The following is a 22,639-nucleotide window of genomic DNA, read 5'->3' as shown; positions in this document are numbered from 1 at the left end:
CTGCAGAGTTAGCGCGGCAGCTCCAGCAGCTCGGCATTGTCGGTGGGCTTGCGCAGGAAGGCACTCAGCAGCTTGTAGACATCGTGGTCGAAGCGCGGCTTGCCCACCGGCTGGCTGTCGCCCTGCCGGCGCGAGCCCAGGTAGCACCAGCGGTCGAACAGGAACTCTTCCCACTCGCCGCTTACCGGGTCGGTCTCGCGCACCGCCACCTGGCCGGCATACGGCCAACTCTTAACCTGCAGCCGCGCCAGCGCATGCAGCAGCCGCATATTGTGCATGTCGGCATCTTCCTTGCCGATACAGGCGCCCTTGCAGCGGCCGATCTGGTGGGCAAAACAGGCGCCCTTGCGCGCGCCGCGCTTTTCCAGCTGCAAGCAGGTCTGGCACAGGCCGTTGGCTTCGCACAGCTCGGTCAGCGCTTTCTTGGCTTCTTTCTGATTGCGGAACAGCCCGTACAGGCTGTCCAGCCGCGAGAAGTCCACATCGCGGGCATACACCACCCGCGGCAGCAGGAAACCGCTACCGCCCTGTTGCAGCTGGATGGAACACAGCTCCTGCTCCAGCCGCCCGCGATGGTTGTGGATGGGCTTCAGCGACTTGATCAGCAGCAGTTCGTTGAGCAGCGCACCGAACTCGCCGATGGTCTCGTGCCACTCCACCTGCTTGATCTGCTGGCTGATGCGCATTTCCTTGTGCTGGCGATGGTCGCCGGCAAAGTGCGACAGCACCCGCTTGCGCAGATTGGTGCTCTTGCCCACGTACAGCGGCAGCGCATTTTCGCCGTAGAACAGGTACACCCCCGGCACGTCCGGCAGCTCGTCCATCACCTCCGGGTCCAGCCCAGGCGGTACCGACGGCAGCGCCATCAGCTCGCGGGCGGCAGCCTCCACCGCCACGCGCCCCAGCGTGTCCAGCGACTGCTGCAGGAACTGGTACAGCGCCTCGGCATCGGCCATGGCGCGGTGGCGCGATGGCAGCTGGATGGCATGCCGTTCAATGATGCTGTCCAGGTTGTGCTTGTAGTGCTGCGGGTAGAGCTTGCGCGACAGCTTGACGGTGCACAGCACCTCGCTGCGGAACTTGATGCCGACACGCTTGAATTCGTTCTTCAGAAAGCCATAGTCGAAGCGCACATTGTGGGCGATGAACAGCCGGCCCTGCAGCTTCTCCAGCAGGCCTTCGGCCACTGCGGCAAACGGCGGCGCATCGGCCACCATGGCATTGCTGATGCCGGTCATCTCCTCGATGAACAGCGGGATGTTCTGCCCCGGATTCACCAGCATGTCGAAGCGCTCCACCCGTTCGCCATCGATCAGGATCACCCCCACTTCGGTGACGCGGTCGCGGGTAATGTGGCCGCCGGTGGTTTCCAGGTCGACAATGGCAAGGGGGCGATCAAACAGCATGCTGAACTCGATGAATACAAAAAGGAAACCCCGCCGGAAGGCGGGGCGATGAGACTACCACGAATCGGGGGCAGCTTCATCTCTGCCACCCGGCAACACTAGTGCAGCGCCTGCCACACCCGGTACGCCACCCAGGCATCGTTGGCCGCATAGCGCTGTTGCGCCTCGCTGAGCTGGCGCAGCGACCAGTTGGAAGTGGATACCTTCTTCGACTTGCGGAAATACTGGCCGAACAGCTGTGCCACTGCCTGCACCGCGCCGATGGTCAGCCGCTTGTCCTCGCAGTGGAACAGATTGCCCAGATCCAGCAGCGCAAGATCGGTCACGCCGAAGCGGTTTTTCAGATGCGCGCGGTCCGAGCTCAGGTCGAAGCCGGCCAGCGTCAACCCAGGACGAGCCAGCAAGGCGGCCAATGCTGCCGGCATCGGCCCCTCTCCCAGCGGGAACAGCCAGGCGTGGTCGGCTGTCGCCAGCTGCACCAGGTGTGGCCCGGTGGGCTGCTGCCCCTTGTGGAAGGTTGGCCGCGACTCGGTATCGAAGCCCAGCACCGGCTCGGCGGCCAGCCGGGTTACGGCAGCCTCCAGCGCGGTCTCGTCCTGCACCAGGGTGATCTGCGGCAAGGCCAGGCCTGCAAACTCCGGCAGCGCCTTGATCTCGTCGCGGGGGATATGGCGGGTGATCTTCATGGGGCGACACGGTAGCGCAGAACAGGCGCCGTTGCGATAGATATTTGCCGAAAATGCGGCCAACACCGCTTGCCGCAATGGCTAGCGCTTGCTGGCCGCTGTCGGCAGCGTGGCCAGGTAGTCGGCCACCTCCTGCTGCAGCCAGGCGGCGAAGATTTCCTGCTTGTAGCGCGAGCTTTCGCGCGGCGGCCACACCAGCCAGCACGGATAGGGATACGGCGCCACGATGCCGGTCAGCTGCACCAGCCGGCCGGCTTCCAGGTCGCGCTGCACCAGGCTGCGCCGCTCCAGGGTAATGCCCTGCCCCTGGCGCACCATCTCCAGGATCAGGTTGGAATCGTTGATCCACAGCCAGGCCTCGCCCGGCTCCTCGATGCCGGCCAGCTGGCACCACGGCTGCCAGCTTTCCACCGAGCGGATCAGCGGCCCGGCCATCACCTGCTGCGGCGTCTGCGGCAAATTGCCGCCGTTGAAAGTCGGCGCCGCCACCATCAGCAATTCGTCGTCGAACAGCTTCTGCTGCTGCAGCCCCTCCCAGTCGCCCTGACCGATGCGGATGCCGACATCCACCAGCCCCTGACGCAGATCGAGAATGTCCAGGCTGGCGCGGATGCTCACCCGGTAGCGCGGGTACAGCGCCTGGAAGCGGTGCAGCCGCGGCAGCAGCCACTGCGAACCGAACGACGGCAGCACCGCCACCGCCAGATCGCCCTCGCGCGGACGCGCCTGCACCAGCCGGGTGGCTTCGCTCAGTTCCGCCAAGCCGGAGCGGATCTGCAGCGCGTAGAAGCGGCCTTCTTCGGTAAGCCGCAGCCCGCGGCCTTCGCGCATGAACAAGGTCACTCCCAGCAGCTCTTCCAGCAGGCGGATCTGCTGGCTGATAGCGGAGTGGGTAACGTGCAGTTCGCCGGCGGCACGGGTAATGCCACCCAGGCGGGCAACGGCCTCGAAACTGCGCAGCGCGGTGAGGGGCGGCAGGGCTTTCATGTAAGAAAAACTAACATGAATTGGCAGAAATCATCAATTTTTCTTTGTTTTTCACCAGCTTATAGTAGCAACACTACTTGGAGGGAAACGCTATGGAACACGTACTGCATCTGACCCTGCAACGGCAGGAACTGCTGGTGCTGCAGCTGGTGCGCCCCGGCCAGGTGCGCGCGCTGAGTGGTGCGCACTGGCTGAGCATCAATGGCGAAGACATCTGCCTGCAGGCAGGCGAGCAGGCGGCGTTGCCGGCCGGTAAACTGCTGCTGGAAGGTAATGGCCGCCTGGATCTGCTGCCGGTACCGCCGCAGCGGGCGACGCGCGGCAGCGACCTGCAACTGGGCGGCATCTCGGTACACAATGCACAACGGGAGGTGTCATGCAACTGATAGGCATGCTGGATTCACCCTATGTCAGAAGGGTGGCGATTTCGCTGCATCTGCTGGAGCTGCCCTGGCAGCACCTGCCGCTATCGGTGTTCCGCAACATGCCGGAATTCCGCCAGATCAACCCAGTGATCAAGGTGCCCACCCTGGTGTGCGACGACGGTGAAACGCTGATGGATTCCAGCCTGATCCTCGACTACCTGGAGCGGCTGGTACCGGCAGAGCGCCGACTGCTGCCAGAAGCATTGCCCGCCCGCCAGCATGTGCTGCACGGCGTCGGGCTGGCACTGGCGGCAATGGAAAAGGCGGTGCAGGCCTACTACGAGTGCCAGCTGCGCCCGGCCGCAGCACGCCATGCGCCGTGGCTGGAGCGGGTGGCCGAGCAATTGAACGCCGCCTGCCTGCTGATGGAAAGCTATCTGCAGCGCCATGCGCCGCAGGCCGAGCAACTGGATCAGGCCACGCTGAGCATTGCCGTGGCCTGGCGCTTCATTATCGAACGGACGCCGGAACTGGTGGCAATCGACAGCTACCCCGCGCTGCACGCCTGGAGCGCGCAGGCCGAGCAGCAGCCGGCTTTCCGCGCCTACCCGTTCGAATGAAACGGCATGCGGCCAACCTTGGGTTGGCCGCAAGCTGTCCTCACCCCGGCTGAACGCCCCTGTGGGGCTTCCGCCCTACGACTCAATCCCCACGCTGTGACTGAACCTGCACTTCTTGCTCCAGCGCCAGCAGCAGGCTCAGGCGCTGTTCGCGCGCCACCTGTTGCCAGGGCAGGTCGCAAAGCGCGCCCTGCAGTGCCCATAGCAGGTTGAGCGAGGCGCCCGGCCACACTGCCTTCACCCGCAACCAGGCCGCCACCGCGCCCAGTGCCTCCAGCTGTGCCCACTCGGTAATGCCAGCTGCGGCCAGCATCTGTCGCGATTTCGGCCCCAGATTGCGCCACTCGTCCGCCATGGCTTCCTCCACCAGAAAAAACCGCCGCGCCCGGTGGGCAGCGGCGGTTCAGGCATTAGCGATTCAGCCGTAGGGCAGATACCCGCCAGGGGGATCCGCCATCAGCCGCAGCCTCAGGCCGACAGTTCCAGCATCAGCTTGTTGATGCGCTTCACGAATGCCGCCGGGTCTTCCAGCTTGCCGCCTTCGGCCAGCAGCGCCTGGTCATACAGCACATGCGCCAGGTCTTCGCGACGGCCGTCGTCACTTTCTGCTGCCAGACGTTTCACCAGCACGTGTTCCGGGTTGATCTCCAGCGTCGGCTTGGCGCCTTCCGGCACCGGCTGACCGGCAGCCTTCAGCATGCGTTCCAGGTGGGCGCTCATGTCGTGCTCACCCACCACCAGGCATGCCGGGCTGTCGGTCAGGCGGGCGGTGGCGCGCACGTCCTGCACTCGCTCGCCCAGCGCCTTCTGCACCAATTCCACCAGCGGCTTGGCGGCTTCTTCCACCTGCTTCTGCGCGGCCTTGTCGGCTTCGTCTTCCAGCGCGCCCAGATCCAGCGCGCCCTTGGCCACCGACTGCAGCTTCTTGCCGTCGAACTCGGTGAGCGAGCCGGTTACCCACTCGTCCACGCGGTCGGTGAGCAGCAGCACTTCCACGCCCTTCTTCTTGAACACTTCCAGGTGCGGGCTGTTGCGCGCGGCAGACAGGCTATCGGCGGTGATGAAGTAGATCTTGTCCTGGCCTTCCTTCATGCGGCCAACGTAGTCGCTCAGCGACACGGTAGGCACATCACCTTCCGAGCTGGTGGAAACGAAGCGCAGCAGCTTGGCGATGCGTTCCTTGTTGGCGAAGTCCTCGCCCACGCCCTCTTTCAGCACCTGGCCGAACTCTTTCCAGAAGGTGGCGTACTTGTCCTGATCGTTGGCCGCAAGGTCTTCCAGCAGGCCCAGCACCTTCTTCACGCAACCGGCGCGGATGGCATCGATGTCCTTGGACTCCTGCAGGATCTCGCGCGATACGTTCAGCGGCAGGTCATTGCTGTCGATCACACCGCGCACGAAGCGCAGGTACTGCGGCATCAGCTTGTTGCTGTCTTCCATGATGAACACGCGGCGCACGTACAGCTTCACACCCTGCTTGCGGTCGCGGTCCCACATGTCGAACGGCGCGCGCGACGGGATGTACAGCAACTCGGTGTACTCCTGGCGGCCTTCCACGCGGGCATGGCTCCAGGCCAGCGGGTCGCTGAAGTCGTGCGCCACGTGCTTGTAGAATTCCTGGTACTGCTCTTCGCTGATGTCGTTCTTGCTGCGGGTCCACAGCGCGGAGGCCTCGTTCACCACTTCGAAGTCTTCGCTGACGATGACTTCGCCGTTCTCGCCGTAGCTGTTGCCCTTCTTCATCTCGATGGGGATGGAGATGTGGTCGGAGTAGGTGCGCACGATGCGCTTGAGCGACCAGTCGTTCAGCAGCTCGTCCTGGCCTTCTTTCAGGTGCAGCACGATTTCGGTGCCGCGGCCAACCTTCTCCACCTGCTCCAGGGTGAAATCGCCCTCGCCCTGCGACTCCCAGCGCACGCCTTCGCTGCTGGCGCTGCCGGCGCGGCGGGTGGTGAGCGTTACCTTGTCGGCTACGATGAAGGCGGAGTAGAAGCCCACACCGAACTGGCCGATCAGGTTGGCATCTTTCTTGGCGTCGCCGGACAGCTGCTCGAAGAAGGCCTTGGTGCCGGATTTGGCAATGGTGCCGATGTTGGCGATGACTTCGTCGCGGCTCATGCCGATGCCGTTGTCGGCGATGGTGATGGTGCGGGCGTCCTTGTCGAAGCTGATGCGGATTTTCAGCTCCGGATCATCCTCGAACAGGGCCGCGTTGTTCAGACCCTCGAACCGCAGCTTGTCGGCCGCGTCGCTGGCGTTGGACACCAGCTCACGCAGGAAGATCTCCTTGTTGGAATACAGGGAGTGGATCATCAGTTGCAGCAACTGTTTGACTTCGGTCTGAAAACCCAGGGTTTCTTTCTGTGCGCTCATGGTAGTGATGTGCTTAGGTTGAACAGTGGTGAGCGAAAAGTAAGGCCAGCGCCCTGGATTTCAATACCTGTACCCTGCGATACCTTGCACACATGGCACCAACAGTTCACCATGGTTAATGTTTCAGTCACACCGTTACAGCACGCAGGCCGCTCTTGCCGGCCAGGACTGCCATGGGGGGCAGCAATGCGCAGTATCAAAACAAGACTGATTACCTGGATTGTGCTGGTGCTGCTACTGACTCTGGGCATCACCGGCTTCGTTTCCTATGAAAGCACGCTCGGCAGCGAAGAGCGTGACTACACCGCACAGAAAGCCGGCCTGCAGCAGCGGCTGGCACTGTCGCTGCCACATGGCGTGTGGCAGCTGGATGACGAGTTCATCCGCCTGACACTGGATGCGGAGCTGAAATCACCCATCGTAGTGGCCATGCGCGTAGAAGGCGATGCCGGACTGTACCTGGGCCGCCAGCGCAATGCCGACGGGGCGCTGGTCTACCTTTCCCGCGGCGAGCAGCCCAGCGGCGACGAAGTGCTGAGCCTGCCCATCATCTACCAGCAACGCGACAACCTGGGTACCGTGAAGGTTTACCTGTCGCGGGACCGCATCACCCAGCGACTGGAACATGAGCTATTGCGCCAGGGCATGCAGGCACTGCTGATTGTGGTGGTACTGTCGCTGATCCTGATCCTGCTGCTGCGCAGCTATGTATTCGCCCCCATCAACCAGCTGCAGCGTGCCCTGCTGCGGGCAGCTGCGCCAGACGGGCAAAACACGCCACAATTGCCGGAGGCGCGCTTCAGCGAGTTTTCCGAGCTGATTCACGGCGTCAACGCCATCATCCATACCATCAGTGCCGAACTGGGCCGCCGCCGCCAGGCCGAAGCCACCGCGCTGGAGCAGAAAGAGCTGGCTGAGCAGGCCTATCAGCAGTTGCTCGCCACCCAGGACACGCTGATCAAGACCGAAAAACTGGCATCGCTCGGCTCGCTGGTAGCCGGCGTGGCGCACGAGATCAATACCCCGGTGGGCATTACCCTTACCGCCGCCTCGCACCTGGCCATGACTACCCACCAGATCGGCAGCCAGTTCAGCAGCGGCCAGATCCGAAAAAGCGACCTGCAGGACTACCTGAAGGATGCCGAGGAATCCAGCAGCCTGATCCTGAGCAATGCCGAACGTGCGGCCAACCTGATCCAGAGCTTCAAACAGGTGGCGGTGGACCAGACCAGCGAGGCACGACGCGAGTTCGAGCTGGGCGACTATCTGCATGAGATCATCACCAGCCTGCGCCCCAAGCTGCGCCGCAGCCATATCGAAGTGCAGATCGACTGCCCGCCGGAGCTATGCATGGACAGCTACCCTGGGGCGCTGTCGCAAGTGGTCACCAATCTGGTGATGAATGCCCTGACACATGCCTATGATGAAAATCAGCAGGGCATCATCAGTATTCAGGCATCGTTAGCGGCCCAGGATGCGGTGCAGCTGGTGATCAGTGATGGCGGCAAGGGCATTGCGGCGGAAAACATGTCGCGTATCTTCGAACCCTTCTTCACCACCCGCCGTGGTAGCGGCGGTAGCGGGCTTGGCCTGCATATCGTGTTCAACATCGTATTCAAACGGCTGGGCGGACAGATCAACGTGGACAGCGCAGTGGGCAAGGGGACCCGCTTCACCCTGCTGCTGCCACTGTGCGCACCGGAAAACAAGCATGAGGAGCAAGCATGAGCAGCATGGAAAACAATAACGACGACTGGCTGCTGGACGACGATGCCGATGCCTCCGGGGCGGAAACCTGCCCGGCCAGAAAGGCATGGAAGATCCTGATCATCGACGATGAAAAGGATGTGCACAGTGCCACCCGGCTGGCAATCAAGGATCTGGTCTACAAGGAGCGGCCACTGGAGTTGCTGAGCGCCTACAGCGCGCGCGAAGGCTACGAGCTGCTGCGCCAGCATGATGACATGGCGCTGATCCTGCTGGACGTGGTGATGGAAACCGATAGCGCCGGCCTGGACCTGGTGCACCGCATCCGCGACGAGCTGGGCAACCGCCTGGCGCGCATCGTGCTGCGTACCGGCCAGCCGGGCCAGGCGCCGGAGCAGGAAGTCATCCTCAATTACGATATCAACGACTACAAGACCAAGACCGAGCTCACGGTTCAGAAGCTGTTCACCACCGTGATCTCTTCGCTGCGCGCCTACGAGAATCTGGTTGCCATCGAAAAGAACCGCCAGGGCCTGTCCAAGATCCTGGAAGGCGCCGCCGACCTGTACCAGCTGCGCTCGCTGCGCGAATTTGCCTCCGGGGTGCTGAAACAGATCAGCGCCATCCTGGATATCGGCACCGATGGCGTGCTGTGCATGGAAAACACCGGCCACGACCTGGCCGCACGCCCGGAGCTGGAAATCCTGGCCGCCACCGGCGCCTTCGAGCCGCTGCTGGGGCGCAGCGCCGAGGACATGCAGAATAGCTATCCGGAACTGCATGCCGCCATCGTGGAAACCCTGCACAACAAGCAGAGCCTGTACCGCCACCCGGTGGACGTGCTGTACATCGCCTCGCAGAACGGCCGTGAATTCGTGGTGCATTTCTCGCCGCAGTGGCCGCTGGAAGACGTGGAGCGCGACCTGCTGGAGGTATTCTGCCAGCGTATTTCCTCCGCCTACGACAACCTGTACCTGTACAGCCAGCTGGTGAAATCGCAGGAAGCCACCGTGGTGGCGCTGGCCGACCTGGCGGAATTCCGCGACACCGATACCGGCGAGCACGTGCTGCGGGTACAGCAGCTGAGCGATGCCATTGCCGGCGAACTAAAGGAGATGGATGCCTATCCGCAGGACCTGACCCCGGCGTTCATGGACATGATAGGCATGGCCAGCATCCTGCACGATGTGGGCAAGGTGGGCACGCCGGACCACATCCTGTTCAAGCCCGGCCGGCTGGATCCGGACGAGCGCATCATCATGGAACAACATGCCAGCATCGGTGCCAACATTCTGCGCAAGGCCAGCGCCATGGTGGAAGGCGTCAGCTACCTGTCGGTGGGGGCGGAGATTGCCGGTGGCCACCACGAATACTTCGATGGCAGCGGCTACCCCAACAAGCTCAGCGCCCAGGAGATACCGCTGTCAGCACGCATCGTGGCGGTGGTGGACGTGTTCGACGCCCTGCTGCACAAGCGGCCATACAAGCAGCCATGGCCACTGCAGGAGGTAATGGACTACATTGCCGGCCGCTCCGGCAGCCAGTTCGACCCGCTGGTAGTCACCGCGCTGCAGCGGCTGGTGAACGGCAGCAAGCTGCCGCCGATGCTGCTGGGGCCGATCCATCGCGGCGAACAGCCGGCAACATGAACAAAGGGCGGGATATCCCGCCCTTTTTTTGTAGGGTGGGCAAAGCGTAACGTGCCCACCATCAGCCAGCACCGCTACCTTGCCGGTGGGCATGGCCCGGGGCCTTTGCCCCCCTACCTTGCGGCCAAGCGGTACACAATCCGGCAGCAGGCATGCGGCCAACCTTCACCCCATAAAGAAAATGCCGTTCACTTGTAAAGTGAACGGCATGGCTGGCTTATCGCCCTTTACAGCCAGATCAGGCACCCAGTGCGGCAAACACCTGATCGCGTACGGTTTCAACGGCCTGTACGCCGTTTACCTTCACGTACTTCGGTGCCTTGCTGTCGCCGGAAGCGGCCATCTGCGAGTAGAAACCCACCAGCACTTCGGTCTGCTCGTGGTACACGTCCAGGCGCTTCTTCACGGTTTCGGCCTTGTCGTCGTCACGCTGCACCAGCGGCTCGCCGGTCACGTCGTCCACGCCTTCCGCTTTCGGCGGGTTGTATTTCACGTGGTAGGTACGACCGGAAGCCACGTGCACGCGGCGGCCGGACATGCGGTCGATGATGGTTTCATCCGGCACGTCGATTTCCACCACGTAGTCGATGTCCACACCGGCTTCTTTCATGGCTTCGGCCTGCGGAATGGTGCGCGGGAAACCGTCGAACAGGAAACCGTTGCCACAATCGGCCTCGGCAATACGCTCTTTCACCAGGCCGATGATGATGTCGTCACGCACCAGACCGCCGGCATCCATGATCTTCTTGGCTTCCAGGCCCAGCGGAGTGCCGGCCTTCACCGCGGCGCGCAGCATGTCGCCGGTGGAAATCTGCGGAATGCCGAACTTTTCCTTGATGTAGTTGGCCTGGGTGCCTTTACCAGCGCCCGGAGCGCCCAACAGAATCAGCTTCATCGTTTACTCCCATCAGTACTTGTTGTGTTATCGGGTGGATCCAGCCACCACGGCGCGTACCCGTTCCAGGTCTTCCGGGGTATCCACGCCGGCAGCGGGCGCCTCGGCCACGCACTCCACGGCAATGGCATGGCCATGCCACAGCATGCGCAGCTGCTCCAGCGCCTCGAACTGCTCCAGTGGGGCGGGGGCCAGCTGGCTGTAGGTGTGCAGCAGGCTGGCGCGGTAGGCGTACATGCCGATGTGGCGATATACCGGCAGACCGGCCGGCAACGATTCCTTGCTGGTAGCAAAGGCATCGCGCGCAAAAGGGATCGGTGCACGGCTGAAGTACAGCGCATGCCCCTGCTTGTTCAGCACTACCTTGACCACGTTCGGGTTGAACATGTCGGCAGCACTATGGATATCGTGGGCCAGGGTGGCCATCGGCGCGCTACTCTCGCCCAGCAACGCGGCCAGGCGGTCGATCAGCGCCGGCTCGATCAGCGGCTCGTCACCCTGCACATTCACCACCACGGCATCGTCCGGCAGCGCCAGCAGGCTGGCGACTTCCGCCAGGCGGTCGGTGCCGCTGGGGTGATCGTCACGGGTCAGCACGGCTTCCACGCCATGCTGTTCGCACACCGCCAGGATGCGCGGGTGGTCGGTAGCCACGACTACGCGCGTGGCAGCAGACAGGCGCGCCCGTTCCGCCACGCGCACCACCATCGGCTTGCCGCCGATGTCGGCCAGCGGTTTTTCCGGCAGCCGGCTGGAAGACAGCCGCGCCGGAATCACCACCAGGAAGTCGTTCATTGCACTTCTTCCTCGGGCGCCAGCTCGCGCGCTTCGCTTTCCAGCATCATCGGGATGCCGTCGCGCAGCGGGAAGGCCAGGCGGTCGCCCTTGCAGATCAGCTCCTGCTTGGCCTTGTCATGCACCAGCGGGCCCTTGCACAGCGGGCATACCAGAATTTCGAGAAATTTAGCGTCCATGGAATTCTTTCAATCGGGACAAAATCCAGCCGGCCAGATCCGGCTCCAGCTGTGCCGTAACCGGCAGGAACCATAGTCTAGCATGATTGACGCACTGCAACTTGACCGCGTCCTTGCTGGTAACAATTACCGCATCGGCATCGTCTGGAATGTCCGTGGTTACAAAGTCGTGGTGGTCCGGCAAGGCGATCGTGCGCTGCAACACCAGCCCCAGTCCACGCAGGGTGGCAAAGAAACGCTCCGGGTTGCCGATACCAGCCATCGCCACCACTTTCATACCAGCGAAATCAGCAGCCTGGCGCGGCGGCTGGCTGCCGGCCAGGTGCTGGAAAGTACCGGGCAACAGCCGCTGGCGAAACAGCGGCAGCTGCGGCGGCCAGTCCAGCGCCGTGCGGTGCTCGCCGTTGATCACCACCGCATCCACGCTGGCGAGCCTTGCAGCCGGCTCGCGCAAGGGGCCTGCCGGCAGCAGGTGACCATTGCCCAGGCCGCGTTCGCCGTCGATCACCACGATCTCCAGCGCGCGCTGCATGGCGTAATGTTGCAGCCCGTCGTCGCTGAGCAGCAATTCGACTTCCGGATGATGCCGCAGCAGCAATTCGCCCGCCGCCACCCGGTTGCGGCCAACCACTACCGGTGCGCCAGCCCCCGCCAGCAGCAGCGGCTCGTCGCCCACCAGGCTGGCCGGAGTATCGCTGCCCACCACGGTAGGCTGCTGATGGCTGCCGCCATAGCCGCGACTGATCACCCCCACCTTGACGCCACGGGCGGCAAAGGCCTGCAGCAGCGCCAGCGTCAGCGGCGTCTTGCCTACCCCGCCCACATTGATGTTGCCGATCACCACCACCGGTACCGGCAGCTTGCGACTACGCAACAAGCCATGGCGGAACAGCAGGCGACGCGATGCGGCCAACAGTGCAAACAGCCCTTCGGGCAAGGCCAGAAGGGCTGTCATCCACCAGCGCGGCTGGTACCAGTGTTGCTCCAGCCGGTTCACTTCGGCCCCGTCTGGGTGGCGAAAGTCAGCTGGCTCAAGCCGGCGAAGCGCGCCGCCTCCATTACCGTCACCACCGACTGGTGGGTGGCGGCGGCATCGGCATTGATGATCACCACCGGCTGGCTCTTGCCGGCAGCCTGTGTCTTCAGCAGCTCGCTCAAGCCGGCCACACCGGGAGCCGATGGCGCCAGGCCGTTGACGCGGTATTCCCCCTGCCGGCTGACTTCCACCCGCAGCGGGCTGTTTTTCTGCTCGTTACTCTTGCCCTCCGCCTGCGGCAAATTCACCTGCAGCTCGGAAAAACGCGAATAGGTGGTGGTCACCATCAGGAAGATCAGGATCACCAGCAGCAGGTCGATCAGCGGGATGAAGTTGATTTCCGGCTCTTCCCGCTGGCCGTGGCGTCGAAAATTCATGCTCAGTCTCCGCGACGCTCGCCGTGAATGGCTTCCACCAGCCGTACCGCCTGCGCTTCCATTTCCACCAGGAAATCATCCACGCGGGCACGGAAGTGGCGATAGAACATCATGCTGGGAATGGCCACGATCAGGCCGAAGGCGGTGTTGTACAGCGCCACGGAAATACCGTGCGCCAGTGCCCGCGGGTCGGCGCCGGCCGGAGACTGCGAGCCGAAGATGTCGATCATGCCGATCACCGTGCCCAGTAGGCCGAGCAGCGGCGACATGGCGGCAATGGTGCCCAGCGTGGTCAGGTAGCGGCCCAGTTCATGCGCCACCACGCGGCCTTCGTCCTCGATGGCTTCCTTCATGACTTCGCGGTTGCTGCCCACCTGGCGCAGACCGGCGGCAAACAGCCGGCCCAGCGGCGAGTGGCGCTGCAGTTCCACTACGGCATCGCGGGATGCGCCGGCACGGCGATATTCCTGCAGCGTCTGCGCCAGCAGGCCCTTGGGTACCACCAGCGGCGTGCGCAGGCTGTAAAAACGTTCCAGGGTAATGGTCAGGGAGACAACCGAGGCGATGATGATGGTCCAGATAGGCCATCCGGCGGCTTCGATGATGGACAACACGATGGGGATTCTCCCGTGATTGGGCAAGCGCTAAACTTTATCGGGTAGGCTGCATTGGCGCAACACACAGCAGCGCGGCATGATGCATCGTGAATGCAATTTAAGTTCCCGCCGTAAGTATCGATTTTTTCAGGATTTTTAGTCGCCATCCACAAAATCTGTGGATAACTCTGTGGATGAATAGCACAGTCGCGTGCCGAAACCAGCAGCCATGCGCCTGACACTGGAATGCCCACATTTTGCACCACCATGCCAAGGCATTGATTTACAAGGTTTTTGTTTTTTTAAATGCCCACCGCGCATGACATGCACAAACAACAATCGCTTGTGCGCCCCCCGAACAACCCGCTGTGGATGACTTGACAAGCATGTTTTTCCCCGCCAACCAAAACGACGTCATCTCGGTCGCCACGCTGAATCGCATGGCGCGCGACCTGCTGGAATCCGGCCTGCCACCGATGTGGATCGGCGGCGAGATTTCCAACCTTACCCTGGCAGCATCCGGCCACGGCTATTTCTCGCTGAAAGACAGCAACGCGCAGATTCGTTGCGTGATGTTCCGTAACAAGTTGTCGCAGCTGGATTTTCGCCTCAGCGAAGGCATGCAGGTGGAGCTGCGCGGCACCGTTACCCTGTACGAGGCACGCGGCGACTACCAGATCAGCGTCGACACCCTGCGAGCGGCTGGCCTGGGCCGGCTGTACGAGGCATTTGCCCGCCTGAAGGCCAAGCTGGAAGCCGAAGGATTGTTCGACAATCAACACAAGCAGCCACTGCCCGCCAGCCCGCGCCGGGTAGGCATCGTCACCTCTCCCGCTGCCGCCGCGCTGCGCGACGTGGTAACCACCCTGCGTCGGCGCATGCCAGGCATCGAAGTGATTCTCTACCCCTGCCAGGTACAGGGCAGCACGGCGCCGGCACAGATCGTGTCCGCCATCCATGCGGCCAACCGTCGCGCCGAGGTGGACGTGCTGATTGTCTGCCGTGGTGGCGGCAGCATCGAGGATCTGTGGGCGTTCAACGATGAAGCGGTGGCGCGCGCCATCTTCGCCAGCAAGCTGCCGGTAGTCAGCGGTGTCGGCCACGAAACCGACTTCACCATTGCCGACTTCGTCGCCGACCGCCGCGCCCCCACCCCCACCGCCGCCGCCGAACTGGTATCGCCCAGCCGCGAGGCATTGCAGCAGGGGCTGGACCTCACCCGCCGCCAGCTGGAACGCGCGCTGGCGCGGCTGCTTACCGACAAGAGCCAGCAGCTGGATTACCTCGGCCGCCGCCTGCAGCACCCGGGCGAGCGCCTGCGCCAGCAGCAGGAACGCCTGACGCAATATCGCCAGCGCCTGCAGCAAAGGCTGCACACGCAGCTGCAACAGCGGCAATGGCGGCTGGACAGCCTGCGCCTGCGCCTGGCCCAGGGCAAGCCCGCCTTGCCCCGCCTGCAGCAGGCCTTGCAGCAGCGCAGCCAGCAGTTGCACAACGCAGTGCATCGCCAGCTGGCGCAGCAGCAACTGGTACTGGGCAAGCTGGAAGCCACCCTGCTCGCCATGAACCCGGAGGCGGTGCTGGCACGCGGCTACGCCATCGTGCAGAACGAGGCGGGCCAGGTGATCCACTCGCCGGCACAGCTACGCGATGGCGAAGCCATCCAGCTGCAACTGGCCGAGGGCCGCGCCCACGCCCGGGTGGAGCAGGAGCGCGGCACGCAGTGCCAGCTGCCGTTCTGAACGGCGCTTGACGGCAGCTGACGATTTATCGACGATAGGCAAATTAAAACAAACGTTTCACTACTGCCATGCACCATCGCCTCGCCAAATTCGTGTTCAACCTGTGGCCGCCATTCCTCGGCGCCGGCATCCGCGTTGGCCGCATCGCGCCGGACTGGCGCCAGGTGGAGGTGCGGCTGCGCCTGGGGCTGAGCAACCGCAACTACGTAGGCGTGCATTACGGCGGCAGCCTGTATTCGATGACCGACCCCTTCTTCATGCTGATGACGCTGAAGAACCTGGGTAAGGATTACATCGTGTGGGACAAGGCCGGCAGCATCGACTACATCAAGCCGGGGCGCGGCACGGTGACCGCCCGCTTCCAGCTGGACGAGGCCTGGCTGCAGGCAGCCCGCAGCGCCACCGCCGATGGCAGCAAACACCTGCCGCAACTGACGGTGGACATCACCGACCAGCAGGGGGAACTGGTGGCGCGGGTGAACAAGACGCTGTACATCCGCCGCAAGCAGGAGCGCTGAGCGTACGTAACGGGCGGGCTACCAACACCCGCCACTCGCCGCACCTGACAGCGCCACGGCGATCCAATATCATCGCCAAAGCAGTCCCGGTACTCGCCCAGCGGCGGCGCAGCCTGTACTATTCCGTTCTTGCGCCCCGGTGGGAGCCAGCTGCGACTGCAGCCCCCACCACTGACCTTGCACGCACGGAAAACACATGAGTACGGTAACGCCGGTTCTTCTGCTGATTCTTGACGGTTTCGGCCACCGCCTGGAAGGCGACGACAACGCCATCCTGGCGGCCAATACCCCCAATATCGACAACCTGAAATCCCGCTACGCCTATGGCGTGATCGATGCCTCCGAAGGCTTCGTCGGCCTGCCGTCCGGGCAGTTCGGCAACTCCGAGGTAGGCCACCTGAACATCGGTGCCGGCCGCGTGGTGCAGCAGGACATCAGCCGTATCGACTGCGATATCGAAAACGGCAGCTTCGGCAGCAACCCGGTACTGGCCGGCGCCATCGCCACCGCCCGCGAGCAAGGCAGCACCCTGCACATCATGGGCCTGATGTCCGATGGTGGCGTGCACAGCCACGAGAACCACATTTTTGCGCTGATCCGCGCCGCCGAAGCGGCAGGAGTTGGCCGCATCGCCATCCACGCCTTCCTGGACGGCCGTGACACCCCGCCGCGCAGCGCCGAGACCTACCTCAAGCGTCTGGACGAAGTGCTGGCCGCCTGCCCGCATGCACGCGTGGCCAGTGTCTGCGGCCGCTACTGGGCGATGGACCGCGACAAGCGCTGGGAACGCGTGGCACCGGCCTACAACGCCATTGTCGAGGGCGTGGGCGAATACAGCGCCGACACCCCGCTGGCAGCACTGGCCGCCGGCTACGCACGCGGCGAGAACGACGAATTCGTCAAGGCCACCGTGATCGGCGAAGCGCTGCCGATGCAGGACGGCGACGTGGTGGTGTTCATGAACTTCCGCGCCGACCGCGCCCGCCAGCTCACCAGCGCGCTGACCGACCCGGCTTTCGACGGCTTCCAGGCCCGCCAGCCCAAGTTTGCGCAGTACGTGACGCTGACCAGCTACGGCGAGGCCTACAGCAACCCGGTGGCCTACGCGCCGCAGAAAATCAGCAACGGCCTGGGCGAGTACCTGTCCCGGCTCGGCCTGAAGCAGCTGCGCATTGCCGAAACCGAGAAATACCCGCACGTCACCTACTTCTTCAACGGTGGCGAAGAGCAGGTCTACCCGGGCGAAGACCGTATTCTGGTGCCGTCGCCCAAGGTAGCCACCTATGACCTGCAGCCGGAGATGAACGCACCGGAAGTCACCGACAACATCGTGGCGGCCATCAACAGCCAGCAGTACGCGGCCATCATCTGCAACTATGCCAACTGCGACATGGTTGGCCACACCGGCATCTTCGAGGCCGCGGTGAAGGCAGTGGAAACGCTGGACGTATGCGTACAGCGCTGCGTGGACGCCATGCTGGCCAATGGCGGCGAAGTGCTGATCACCGCCGACCACGGCAACTGCGAACAGATGCACGATGCCGCCCACCACCAGGCGCACACCCAGCACACGCTGGAAAAAGTGCCGTTCCTGTACATTGGCCGCAAGGCCGGCATCAAGCACGGCGGCGCGCTGCGCGATATCGCCCCCAGCCTGCTGGCCATGATGGGGCTGGAAAAACCGGCCGAGATGACCGGCCAATCGCTGATCGAGTTCCAGTGAACAGACTGCTGTTGATCACCCTGCTTGCCACTGCGGCCAACACCGCAGTGGCGGCGGGCAAGCCCCAGACCGATCCCGCTGCCCCGCAGCGGGATCTGCAGGCCGTGCGCAAGGAAATCACCACCCTGCAGCAGGACATCGCCAAGAAAGAAGCGGTGCGCCAGCAGGCCGCCAGCGCGATCGCCGAATCGGAACAGGCGCTGGCACAGACGCACCAGGTGCTGAATGCTCTGGAGCAGAAAAAGGACACCTCCAGCAGCCAGCTGGAACAGCTGCAGCAAGAGCTGCAGAGCGTACGCTTCAAGGTGGCGGAAACCCGCCAGCGGGTGGGCCGGCTGCTGGCAGGCAGCTACAAGCGCGGCCAGCATGACGCCATGGCGCTGATGCTCAACCAGGCCGACCCCAACCAGGCCGGTCGCGACCTCACCTACTACACCCATATCACCCGCGCGCAGCAGGGGCAGATCGACAAGCTGCGCGAGCAGGAAATCCAGCTAGCCGCCATTGCCGAGCGGCTGGAAGACGAACTGGTGCGCCTGGGCCGCCTGTCCGCCGACAAGGTGCGGGAAAAACGCCAGCTGCAAGCCGCCAAGAGCCAGCGCCTGGCGCAGGCCACCCAGCTGGATGCCAGCATCCGCGCGCAGCAGGGCAAGCTCGCACAGCTGAAGGAAGACGAAAAGCAGCTGTCTGCGCTGATCCAGCGCATCAATGCCCAGCTGGAGCAACGCCGCCAGCTGGCACTGCGCCAGGCGGCAGAACGCAAGAAAGCACGCGAGGACGCGCGCCGTATCGCCGCGGAAAAACGCCGCCAGCAAGTAGCGGAAGCCAAAAAACAGGGCAAGGCGCCGCCGCCGGAACCGAAAAATCCGCCCCCGGTCGAAACCGTGGATGAGGTGGTGGATGCCGGCGCCAGCGGCAAGGCCTTCAAGAGCCTGCAAGGGCGGCTGAAGCTGCCGGTTGCCGGCGAGATCGCCGGCCGTTTCGGCGCGCGGCGTGGCGAGGGCAACAGCTGGAAAGGCATCTACATCCGCAGCAACCCGGGAACGCCGGTACGGGCGGTGGCCGATGGCACCGTGGTGTATGCCGACAGCTTGCGCGGCTTTGGCAATGCCATGATCATTGACCACGGTGGCGGCTATCTGACTGTCTACACCGGTTTCGGCACCATGGTGCGTGGCCAGGGCGCCAGCATCCGCGGTGGCGATGTGCTGGGCACCTCCGGCGCCATGGATAGCGGCGAAACCGGCCTTTACTTTGAATTGCGTTACCTCGGCCGTCCGATCAACCCGCTTTCCTGGGCCGGCTGATCGCCACGGCAGCACAACAATCGAGAACCAGACAATGAATACACGCATTCGCAAGCTGACCTTGCTGACCAGCGGCGCCATTCTGGGCGGCGCACTGACCCTCAGCATCCAGGCCTTTGCCGACAAGGGAGATGGCGTGCTGCCGCTGAGCGAGCTGCGCACCTTTGCCGAAGTATTCGGCCGCATCAAGCAGGACTATGTCGAGCCGGTAGAAGACAAGAAACTGATCAACGAAGCCATCCGCGGCATGCTGTCCGGCCTTGATCCGCATTCCGACTATTTCGATCCGGAGGCATTCAAGGAATTCCGCGAAGGCACCCAGGGCGAATTCGGCGGCCTCGGCATCGAGATCAGCAGCGAAGATGGCCTGGTGAAAGTGGTGTCGCCGATCGAGGACACCCCGGCACAGAAGGCCGGCGTGAAGAGCGGCGACTTCATCGTCAAGATCGACGACACCCCGGTGCGCGGCCTGTCGCTGAACGATGCGGTGAAGAGAATGCGCGGCAAGCCGGGCACCAAGGTCACCATCACCATCGCACGCAAGACCGAAGCCAAGCCCATCGTGCTGACCCTCACCCGCGCCGTCATCCAGACCAGGAGCGTGAAGGCGCGCATGCTGGAGCCGGGCTTCGGCTATGTGCGCGTGGCACAGTTCCAGGAGCACACGGTGGAGAACTTCGCCACCGAGCTTGGCAAGCTGTACAAGGACAACAAGGCACCGCTCAACGGCCTGGTGCTGGACCTGCGCGACGACCCGGGCGGCCTGCTGACCGGCGCGGTGGGTGTATCCGCCGCCTTCCTGCCCAAGGATGCGCTGGTGGTCTACACCGAAGGCCGCGTAGCCGACTCCAAGATGCGGCTGTACGCCAGCCAGTACGCACCGCGTGGTGGCAAGGATGTCTACGCCAATGCCCCGGCCGAACTGAAGAATGTACCGCTGGTGGTGCTGGTGAACGGCGGCTCGGCCTCGGCGTCGGAAATCGTGGCCGGTGCGCTGCAGGACCACAAGCGCGCCGTGGTGGTGGGTACCCAGACCTTCGGCAAGGGCTCGGTACAGTCGGTGCTGCCGCTGTCCAATGAAGGCGGCATCAAGCTGACCACCGCCCGCTACTTCACCCCGGGTGGACGCTCCATCCAGGCCAAGGGCATCACGCCGGACATCATCGCCGAGGATGGCAATGACAATGGCCAGGCCTTCCGCGTGCGTGAAGCCGACCTCGACAAGCACCTGGTGAACCCGAACGGTGGCGACGAGGCGCCGAAGGGCAACAAGCCGGCGGCCGCACCACAGCAGGGCAGCCAGCAACAGCCGGCCAAACCTGCCGCCAAGAATGGCGAAGCCGGCGACAACGGCAAGGTGGTTGACACCCAGCTGGACCAGGCCTTGAATGTGTTGAAGGTACAGCTGATTCTGCAGAAGAAAAACCCGTCCTGATCTGCCGGTCAACCCATGGCCGGCCCGCTCCGGAGAGCCGCCATGTCGTTAACCGACTGCCGCAAATGCCGCACCCTGCACCTGGCTGACCCACAGCAGGTGGACGGTGCGGCCTTGTTTTTGCGCGAGCATTTCGGCATGCAGGTATTGCCGTTGCCGCATCAGTCACGACTGATCCTGGTTTACGACCTGCCGCAATACAGCCTGGAGCATGTCCTGGGCAGCCTGCAACAGGCCGGCATCCGGCTGGCCGACAACTGGTGGCTGCGCATGCACCAGCGGCTGATCTGCTATAGCGAGGAAGTGCAGCTGGACAACCTGGGCTGCGACGTCTGCGCCAGCAAGGGACGCGAGGTGTATTGCCGGCTGTACCAGCAGCACCCGCACGGCGACCACGACGACACCCCGGAAGAGCTGCGGCTGGAACGCTAGGCCATGCGGCCAACCCTGACGGCCCCAACACTGCTGCATTCCTGCTAACCTTGCAGCTTTTGCGGCCCTACTGTCCGGAACCGAGCATGCTGCATCCCGATTTTGTACTGGCCTTTCGCGAGGCTGCTCCCTATATCAACAACTTCCGCGGCAAGACCTTCGTCATTGCCGTCAACGGCGAATGCATCGCCCGTGGCAATCTGTACGGCCTGGCGCAGGACATCAACCTGCTGGTGAGCCTGGGCGTGCGCATCGTGCTGGTGCACGGCGCCCGCCCGCAGATTGACGAACAGCTGCGCATCCGTGGCCTGTCGCGCCAGTTCCACCATGGCCGCCGCGTCACCGATGCCGCCACCCTGGATGCGGTCAAGGCCGCGGTAGGCGGCATGCGCCACGACCTGGAAGCGGTAATGTCGATGGGCATGCCCAACTCGCCGATGCATGGCGCCTGCCTGCACGTGGCGGGCGGCAATTTCGTTACCGCCCAGCCGCTGGGCGTGATCGACGGCGTGGACATGCAATACAGCGGCCGCGTGCGCAAGGTGGATACCGATGCCATCAACAAGCGCCTGGACCAGGGCGAGCTGGTGCTGATGTCGCTGATCGGCTACTCCCCCACCGGTGAAGCCTTCAACATGACCATGGAAGAAGTCGCCTGCCAGGCTGCCATCGCGCTGAAAGCGGAAAAACTGATCTTCATGGTGCAGAGCAATGGTCTGGTGGATAGCGACGGCGTGCTGCACAGCGCCATTTCCGCCGAGCAGGCCGAGGCCATCCAGCAACGCGGCGTGGACAGTGACGAAATCTGCGTCAGCCTGCCCTACGCCATCCGCGCCACCCGCGAAGGGGTTGGCCGCGCGCATCTGGTAAGCCATGCCGAAGACGGCGCGCTGCTGGTGGAACTGTTCACCGATTACGGCACCGGCACCATGATCGCCCGCGACTCGCTGGTGAAAGTGCGCGAGGCCAGCATCGACGACGTGGGCGACATCATGGCGCTGATCCGCCCGCTGGAAGAACAGGGCATCCTGATCAAGCGCAGCCGCGAGCACTTCGAGATGCGCATCCGCCAGTACTTCGTGGTCGAACACGACGAGCGCATCTGCGGCTGCGTGGCGATGTTCCCGTTCCCGGACGAAGGCATGGCCGAGCTGGCCTGCCTGGCAGTAAGCCAGGAGCGGCGCAAGGGCGGCTTTGGCGACCTGCTGCTGGGGCATGTAGAAAAACAGGCGCGGCTGCGCGGGCTGAAGAAGCTGTTCATCCTCACTACCCAGACCGCACACTGGTTCATCGAGCGTGGTTTTGCTCCCGCCGAAATTGCCGACCTGCCGGCGGCGCGCAAGGAACTCTACAACCACAACCGCCGCTCCAAGGTATTCATCAAGCCACTGGCTTGACCGCCGACAGCCCATGCGGGCAGCAAGGTTGGTGACCGGTCATCGCTGTGTCACAATTGGCGTCTACTGTGACGACACTTTTGTAAGGAATGCACCATGGCAAGAATGGTTAACTGTGTGAAACTCGGCCGCGAAGCTGAAGGTATGGATTTCCCGCCGCTGCCGGGCGCACTGGGCCAGCGCGTGTTCGAAAACGTTTCCAAGGAAGCCTGGCAGGGTTGGCTGCGCTACCAGACCATGCTGATCAACGAAAACCGTCTGAGCCTGGCCGACCAGCGCGCCCGCCAATACCTGGCCGCCCAGCTGGAGGCCTACTTCTTCGGCCAGGGTGCCGACCAGGTAGCCGGTTTCACCCCGCAGTAATAATGTGCCAGCCCCCGACAGGGGGCTTTTTTTACCGCTCGCCCGATCTAG

At 63.5% G+C, this 22,639-nt stretch carries 23 protein-coding genes; 12 read left to right on the top strand and 11 right to left on the bottom strand.

Translation table 11 applies throughout. The features are described from left to right. Positions 1-8: 8 nt before the first annotated feature. The 3 genes from ACFOKJ_RS00400 to ACFOKJ_RS00390 form a co-directional block, all read right to left on the bottom strand. Complete coding sequence (locus ACFOKJ_RS00400) at positions 9-1,406, bottom strand: exonuclease domain-containing protein (protein ID WP_390276004.1); 1,398 nt, start codon at positions 1,404-1,406, stop codon at positions 9-11. Positions 1,407-1,504: 98 nt separating this feature from the next. Continuing rightward, positions 1,505-2,092, bottom strand: coding sequence for a 3'-5' exonuclease (locus tag ACFOKJ_RS00395; RefSeq protein ID WP_390276003.1), 588 nt, complete (start codon positions 2,090-2,092; stop codon positions 1,505-1,507). An 81-nt stretch (positions 2,093-2,173) separates the two neighbouring features. Further along, positions 2,174-3,079 (bottom strand): LysR substrate-binding domain-containing protein, encoded by a 906-nt coding sequence (locus ACFOKJ_RS00390; protein WP_390276002.1) that lies wholly within the window; start codon positions 3,077-3,079, stop codon positions 2,174-2,176. A gap of 92 nt (positions 3,080-3,171) precedes the next feature. Here ACFOKJ_RS00390 and ACFOKJ_RS00385 point away from each other — a divergent pair, with 92 nt between their 5' ends. Then, positions 3,172-3,465 carry a hypothetical protein gene (locus ACFOKJ_RS00385; RefSeq protein WP_390276001.1) on the top strand — a complete coding sequence of 98 codons (294 nt, stop codon included), beginning with the start codon at positions 3,172-3,174 and terminating at the stop codon, positions 3,463-3,465. Beyond that, on the top strand, positions 3,456-4,064 hold the full coding sequence (locus ACFOKJ_RS00380) for a glutathione S-transferase family protein (protein WP_390276000.1): 609 nt from the start codon (positions 3,456-3,458) through the stop codon (positions 4,062-4,064). Before ACFOKJ_RS00385 ends, ACFOKJ_RS00380 begins: the two co-directional genes overlap by 10 nt. Positions 4,065-4,146: 82 nt before the next feature. Here the strand turns inward: ACFOKJ_RS00380 and ACFOKJ_RS00375 are convergent, their stop codons facing one another. Beyond that, on the bottom strand, positions 4,147-4,419 hold the full coding sequence (locus ACFOKJ_RS00375; RefSeq protein WP_390275999.1) for a TfoX/Sxy family protein: 273 nt from the start codon (positions 4,417-4,419) through the stop codon (positions 4,147-4,149). A gap of 113 nt (positions 4,420-4,532) precedes the next feature. After that, complete coding sequence (gene htpG / locus ACFOKJ_RS00370; RefSeq protein WP_390275998.1) at positions 4,533-6,437, bottom strand: molecular chaperone HtpG; 1,905 nt, start codon at positions 6,435-6,437, stop codon at positions 4,533-4,535. 186 nt (positions 6,438-6,623) lie between these two features. Here htpG and ACFOKJ_RS00365 point away from each other — a divergent pair, with 186 nt between their 5' ends. After that, positions 6,624-8,165, top strand: a complete 1,542-nt coding sequence (locus tag ACFOKJ_RS00365) for a sensor histidine kinase (RefSeq protein WP_390275997.1) — start codon at positions 6,624-6,626, stop codon at positions 8,163-8,165. After that, positions 8,162-9,793, top strand: coding sequence for a DUF3369 domain-containing protein (locus ACFOKJ_RS00360; RefSeq protein WP_390275996.1), 1,632 nt, complete (start codon positions 8,162-8,164; stop codon positions 9,791-9,793). Before ACFOKJ_RS00365 ends, ACFOKJ_RS00360 begins: the two co-directional genes overlap by 4 nt. A 238-nt stretch (positions 9,794-10,031) precedes the next feature. Here the strand turns inward: ACFOKJ_RS00360 and adk are convergent, their stop codons facing one another. The 6 genes from adk to ACFOKJ_RS00330 are packed head-to-tail and all read right to left on the bottom strand — an operon-like array spanning position 10,032 to position 13,689. Continuing rightward, positions 10,032-10,688, bottom strand: a complete 657-nt coding sequence (gene adk / locus ACFOKJ_RS00355) for an adenylate kinase (RefSeq protein ID WP_390275995.1) — start codon at positions 10,686-10,688, stop codon at positions 10,032-10,034. Positions 10,689-10,715: 27 nt separating this feature from the next. Then, positions 10,716-11,483, bottom strand: coding sequence for a 3-deoxy-manno-octulosonate cytidylyltransferase (gene kdsB / locus ACFOKJ_RS00350; RefSeq protein ID WP_390275994.1), 768 nt, complete (start codon positions 11,481-11,483; stop codon positions 10,716-10,718). After that, on the bottom strand, positions 11,480-11,662 hold the full coding sequence (locus ACFOKJ_RS00345) for a Trm112 family protein (protein ID WP_390275993.1): 183 nt from the start codon (positions 11,660-11,662) through the stop codon (positions 11,480-11,482). The genes kdsB and ACFOKJ_RS00345 overlap by 4 nt, the downstream gene beginning before the upstream one ends. Next, the gene (lpxK, locus tag ACFOKJ_RS00340; RefSeq protein ID WP_390275992.1) at positions 11,652-12,617 is read right to left on the bottom strand and encodes a tetraacyldisaccharide 4'-kinase; all 966 of its coding nucleotides are present in this window, start codon (positions 12,615-12,617) and stop codon (positions 11,652-11,654) included. The genes ACFOKJ_RS00345 and lpxK overlap by 11 nt, the downstream gene beginning before the upstream one ends. Positions 12,618-12,655: 38 nt before the next feature. Next, the gene (locus tag ACFOKJ_RS00335; protein ID WP_390275991.1) at positions 12,656-13,075 is read right to left on the bottom strand and encodes an ExbD/TolR family protein; all 420 of its coding nucleotides are present in this window, start codon (positions 13,073-13,075) and stop codon (positions 12,656-12,658) included. A gap of 2 nt (positions 13,076-13,077) precedes the next feature. Continuing rightward, a complete protein-coding gene (locus ACFOKJ_RS00330; protein ID WP_390275990.1) occupies positions 13,078-13,689 on the bottom strand; it encodes a MotA/TolQ/ExbB proton channel family protein in 612 nt (203 codons plus the stop codon). Positions 13,690-14,057: 368 nt separating this feature from the next. On the opposite strand from ACFOKJ_RS00330, the gene xseA reads away from it, so the two are divergent. From xseA to ACFOKJ_RS00290, 8 genes are all read left to right on the top strand, one after another. After that, positions 14,058-15,413, top strand: a complete 1,356-nt coding sequence (xseA, locus tag ACFOKJ_RS00325) for an exodeoxyribonuclease VII large subunit (RefSeq protein WP_390275989.1) — start codon at positions 14,058-14,060, stop codon at positions 15,411-15,413. A gap of 68 nt (positions 15,414-15,481) precedes the next feature. Then, entirely contained in the window at positions 15,482-15,931 is a 450-nt protein-coding gene (locus ACFOKJ_RS00320; protein ID WP_390275988.1) for a DUF4442 domain-containing protein, read from the top strand. Between the two features lie 196 nt (positions 15,932-16,127). Next, positions 16,128-17,654, top strand: a complete 1,527-nt coding sequence (gpmI, locus tag ACFOKJ_RS00315; protein WP_390275987.1) for a 2,3-bisphosphoglycerate-independent phosphoglycerate mutase — start codon at positions 16,128-16,130, stop codon at positions 17,652-17,654. Then, entirely contained in the window at positions 17,651-18,961 is a 1,311-nt protein-coding gene (locus tag ACFOKJ_RS00310) for a murein hydrolase activator EnvC family protein (protein ID WP_390275986.1), read from the top strand. The genes gpmI and ACFOKJ_RS00310 overlap by 4 nt, the downstream gene beginning before the upstream one ends. 34 nt (positions 18,962-18,995) lie before the next feature. Then, positions 18,996-20,396 (top strand): S41 family peptidase, encoded by a 1,401-nt coding sequence (locus ACFOKJ_RS00305; RefSeq protein ID WP_390275985.1) that lies wholly within the window; start codon positions 18,996-18,998, stop codon positions 20,394-20,396. A 42-nt stretch (positions 20,397-20,438) separates the two neighbouring features. Next, the gene (locus tag ACFOKJ_RS00300; RefSeq protein ID WP_390275984.1) at positions 20,439-20,828 is read left to right on the top strand and encodes a hypothetical protein; all 390 of its coding nucleotides are present in this window, start codon (positions 20,439-20,441) and stop codon (positions 20,826-20,828) included. Between the two features lie 86 nt (positions 20,829-20,914). After that, a complete protein-coding gene (gene argA, locus ACFOKJ_RS00295) occupies positions 20,915-22,225 on the top strand; it encodes an amino-acid N-acetyltransferase (protein ID WP_390275983.1) in 1,311 nt (436 codons plus the stop codon). A gap of 96 nt (positions 22,226-22,321) precedes the next feature. Then, positions 22,322-22,588 carry an oxidative damage protection protein gene (locus ACFOKJ_RS00290; RefSeq protein ID WP_390275982.1) on the top strand — a complete coding sequence of 89 codons (267 nt, stop codon included), beginning with the start codon at positions 22,322-22,324 and terminating at the stop codon, positions 22,586-22,588. Positions 22,589-22,639 lie beyond the last annotated feature (51 nt).

The organism is Vogesella amnigena, assembly GCF_042648905.1.
In the GTDB taxonomy this organism is placed as follows: Bacteria; Pseudomonadota; Gammaproteobacteria; order Burkholderiales; family Chromobacteriaceae; genus Vogesella; species Vogesella amnigena.
Note: the sequence above shows the minus strand (reverse complement) of the source record. Positions and strands in the feature narration are given on the sequence as shown.

What these genes read in the sequence shown, in the direction of transcription:
- ACFOKJ_RS00400 (WP_390276004.1), bottom strand. Translation starts at nt 1,406, where the DNA reads ATGCTGTTTGATCGCCCCCTTGCCATTGTCGACCTGGAAACCACCGGC.
- ACFOKJ_RS00395 (WP_390276003.1), bottom strand. Translation starts at nt 2,092, where the DNA reads ATGAAGATCACCCGCCATATCCCCCGCGACGAGATCAAGGCGCTGCCG.
- ACFOKJ_RS00390 (WP_390276002.1), bottom strand. Translation starts at nt 3,079, where the DNA reads ATGAAAGCCCTGCCGCCCCTCACCGCGCTGCGCAGTTTCGAGGCCGTT.
- ACFOKJ_RS00385 (WP_390276001.1), top strand. Translation starts at nt 3,172, where the DNA reads ATGGAACACGTACTGCATCTGACCCTGCAACGGCAGGAACTGCTGGTG.
- ACFOKJ_RS00380 (WP_390276000.1), top strand. Translation starts at nt 3,456, where the DNA reads ATGCAACTGATAGGCATGCTGGATTCACCCTATGTCAGAAGGGTGGCG.
- ACFOKJ_RS00375 (WP_390275999.1), bottom strand. Translation starts at nt 4,419, where the DNA reads ATGGCGGACGAGTGGCGCAATCTGGGGCCGAAATCGCGACAGATGCTG.
- htpG (WP_390275998.1), bottom strand. Translation starts at nt 6,437, where the DNA reads ATGAGCGCACAGAAAGAAACCCTGGGTTTTCAGACCGAAGTCAAACAG.
- ACFOKJ_RS00365 (WP_390275997.1), top strand. Translation starts at nt 6,624, where the DNA reads ATGCGCAGTATCAAAACAAGACTGATTACCTGGATTGTGCTGGTGCTG.
- ACFOKJ_RS00360 (WP_390275996.1), top strand. Translation starts at nt 8,162, where the DNA reads ATGAGCAGCATGGAAAACAATAACGACGACTGGCTGCTGGACGACGAT.
- adk (WP_390275995.1), bottom strand. Translation starts at nt 10,688, where the DNA reads ATGAAGCTGATTCTGTTGGGCGCTCCGGGCGCTGGTAAAGGCACCCAG.
- kdsB (WP_390275994.1), bottom strand. Translation starts at nt 11,483, where the DNA reads ATGAACGACTTCCTGGTGGTGATTCCGGCGCGGCTGTCTTCCAGCCGG.
- ACFOKJ_RS00345 (WP_390275993.1), bottom strand. Translation starts at nt 11,662, where the DNA reads ATGGACGCTAAATTTCTCGAAATTCTGGTATGCCCGCTGTGCAAGGGC.
- lpxK (WP_390275992.1), bottom strand. Translation starts at nt 12,617, where the DNA reads ATGACAGCCCTTCTGGCCTTGCCCGAAGGGCTGTTTGCACTGTTGGCC.
- ACFOKJ_RS00335 (WP_390275991.1), bottom strand. Translation starts at nt 13,075, where the DNA reads ATGAATTTTCGACGCCACGGCCAGCGGGAAGAGCCGGAAATCAACTTC.
- xseA (WP_390275989.1), top strand. Translation starts at nt 14,058, where the DNA reads ATGTTTTTCCCCGCCAACCAAAACGACGTCATCTCGGTCGCCACGCTG.
- ACFOKJ_RS00320 (WP_390275988.1), top strand. Translation starts at nt 15,482, where the DNA reads ATGCACCATCGCCTCGCCAAATTCGTGTTCAACCTGTGGCCGCCATTC.
- gpmI (WP_390275987.1), top strand. Translation starts at nt 16,128, where the DNA reads ATGAGTACGGTAACGCCGGTTCTTCTGCTGATTCTTGACGGTTTCGGC.
- ACFOKJ_RS00305 (WP_390275985.1), top strand. Translation starts at nt 18,996, where the DNA reads ATGAATACACGCATTCGCAAGCTGACCTTGCTGACCAGCGGCGCCATT.
- ACFOKJ_RS00300 (WP_390275984.1), top strand. Translation starts at nt 20,439, where the DNA reads ATGTCGTTAACCGACTGCCGCAAATGCCGCACCCTGCACCTGGCTGAC.
- argA (WP_390275983.1), top strand. Translation starts at nt 20,915, where the DNA reads ATGCTGCATCCCGATTTTGTACTGGCCTTTCGCGAGGCTGCTCCCTAT.
- ACFOKJ_RS00290 (WP_390275982.1), top strand. Translation starts at nt 22,322, where the DNA reads ATGGCAAGAATGGTTAACTGTGTGAAACTCGGCCGCGAAGCTGAAGGT.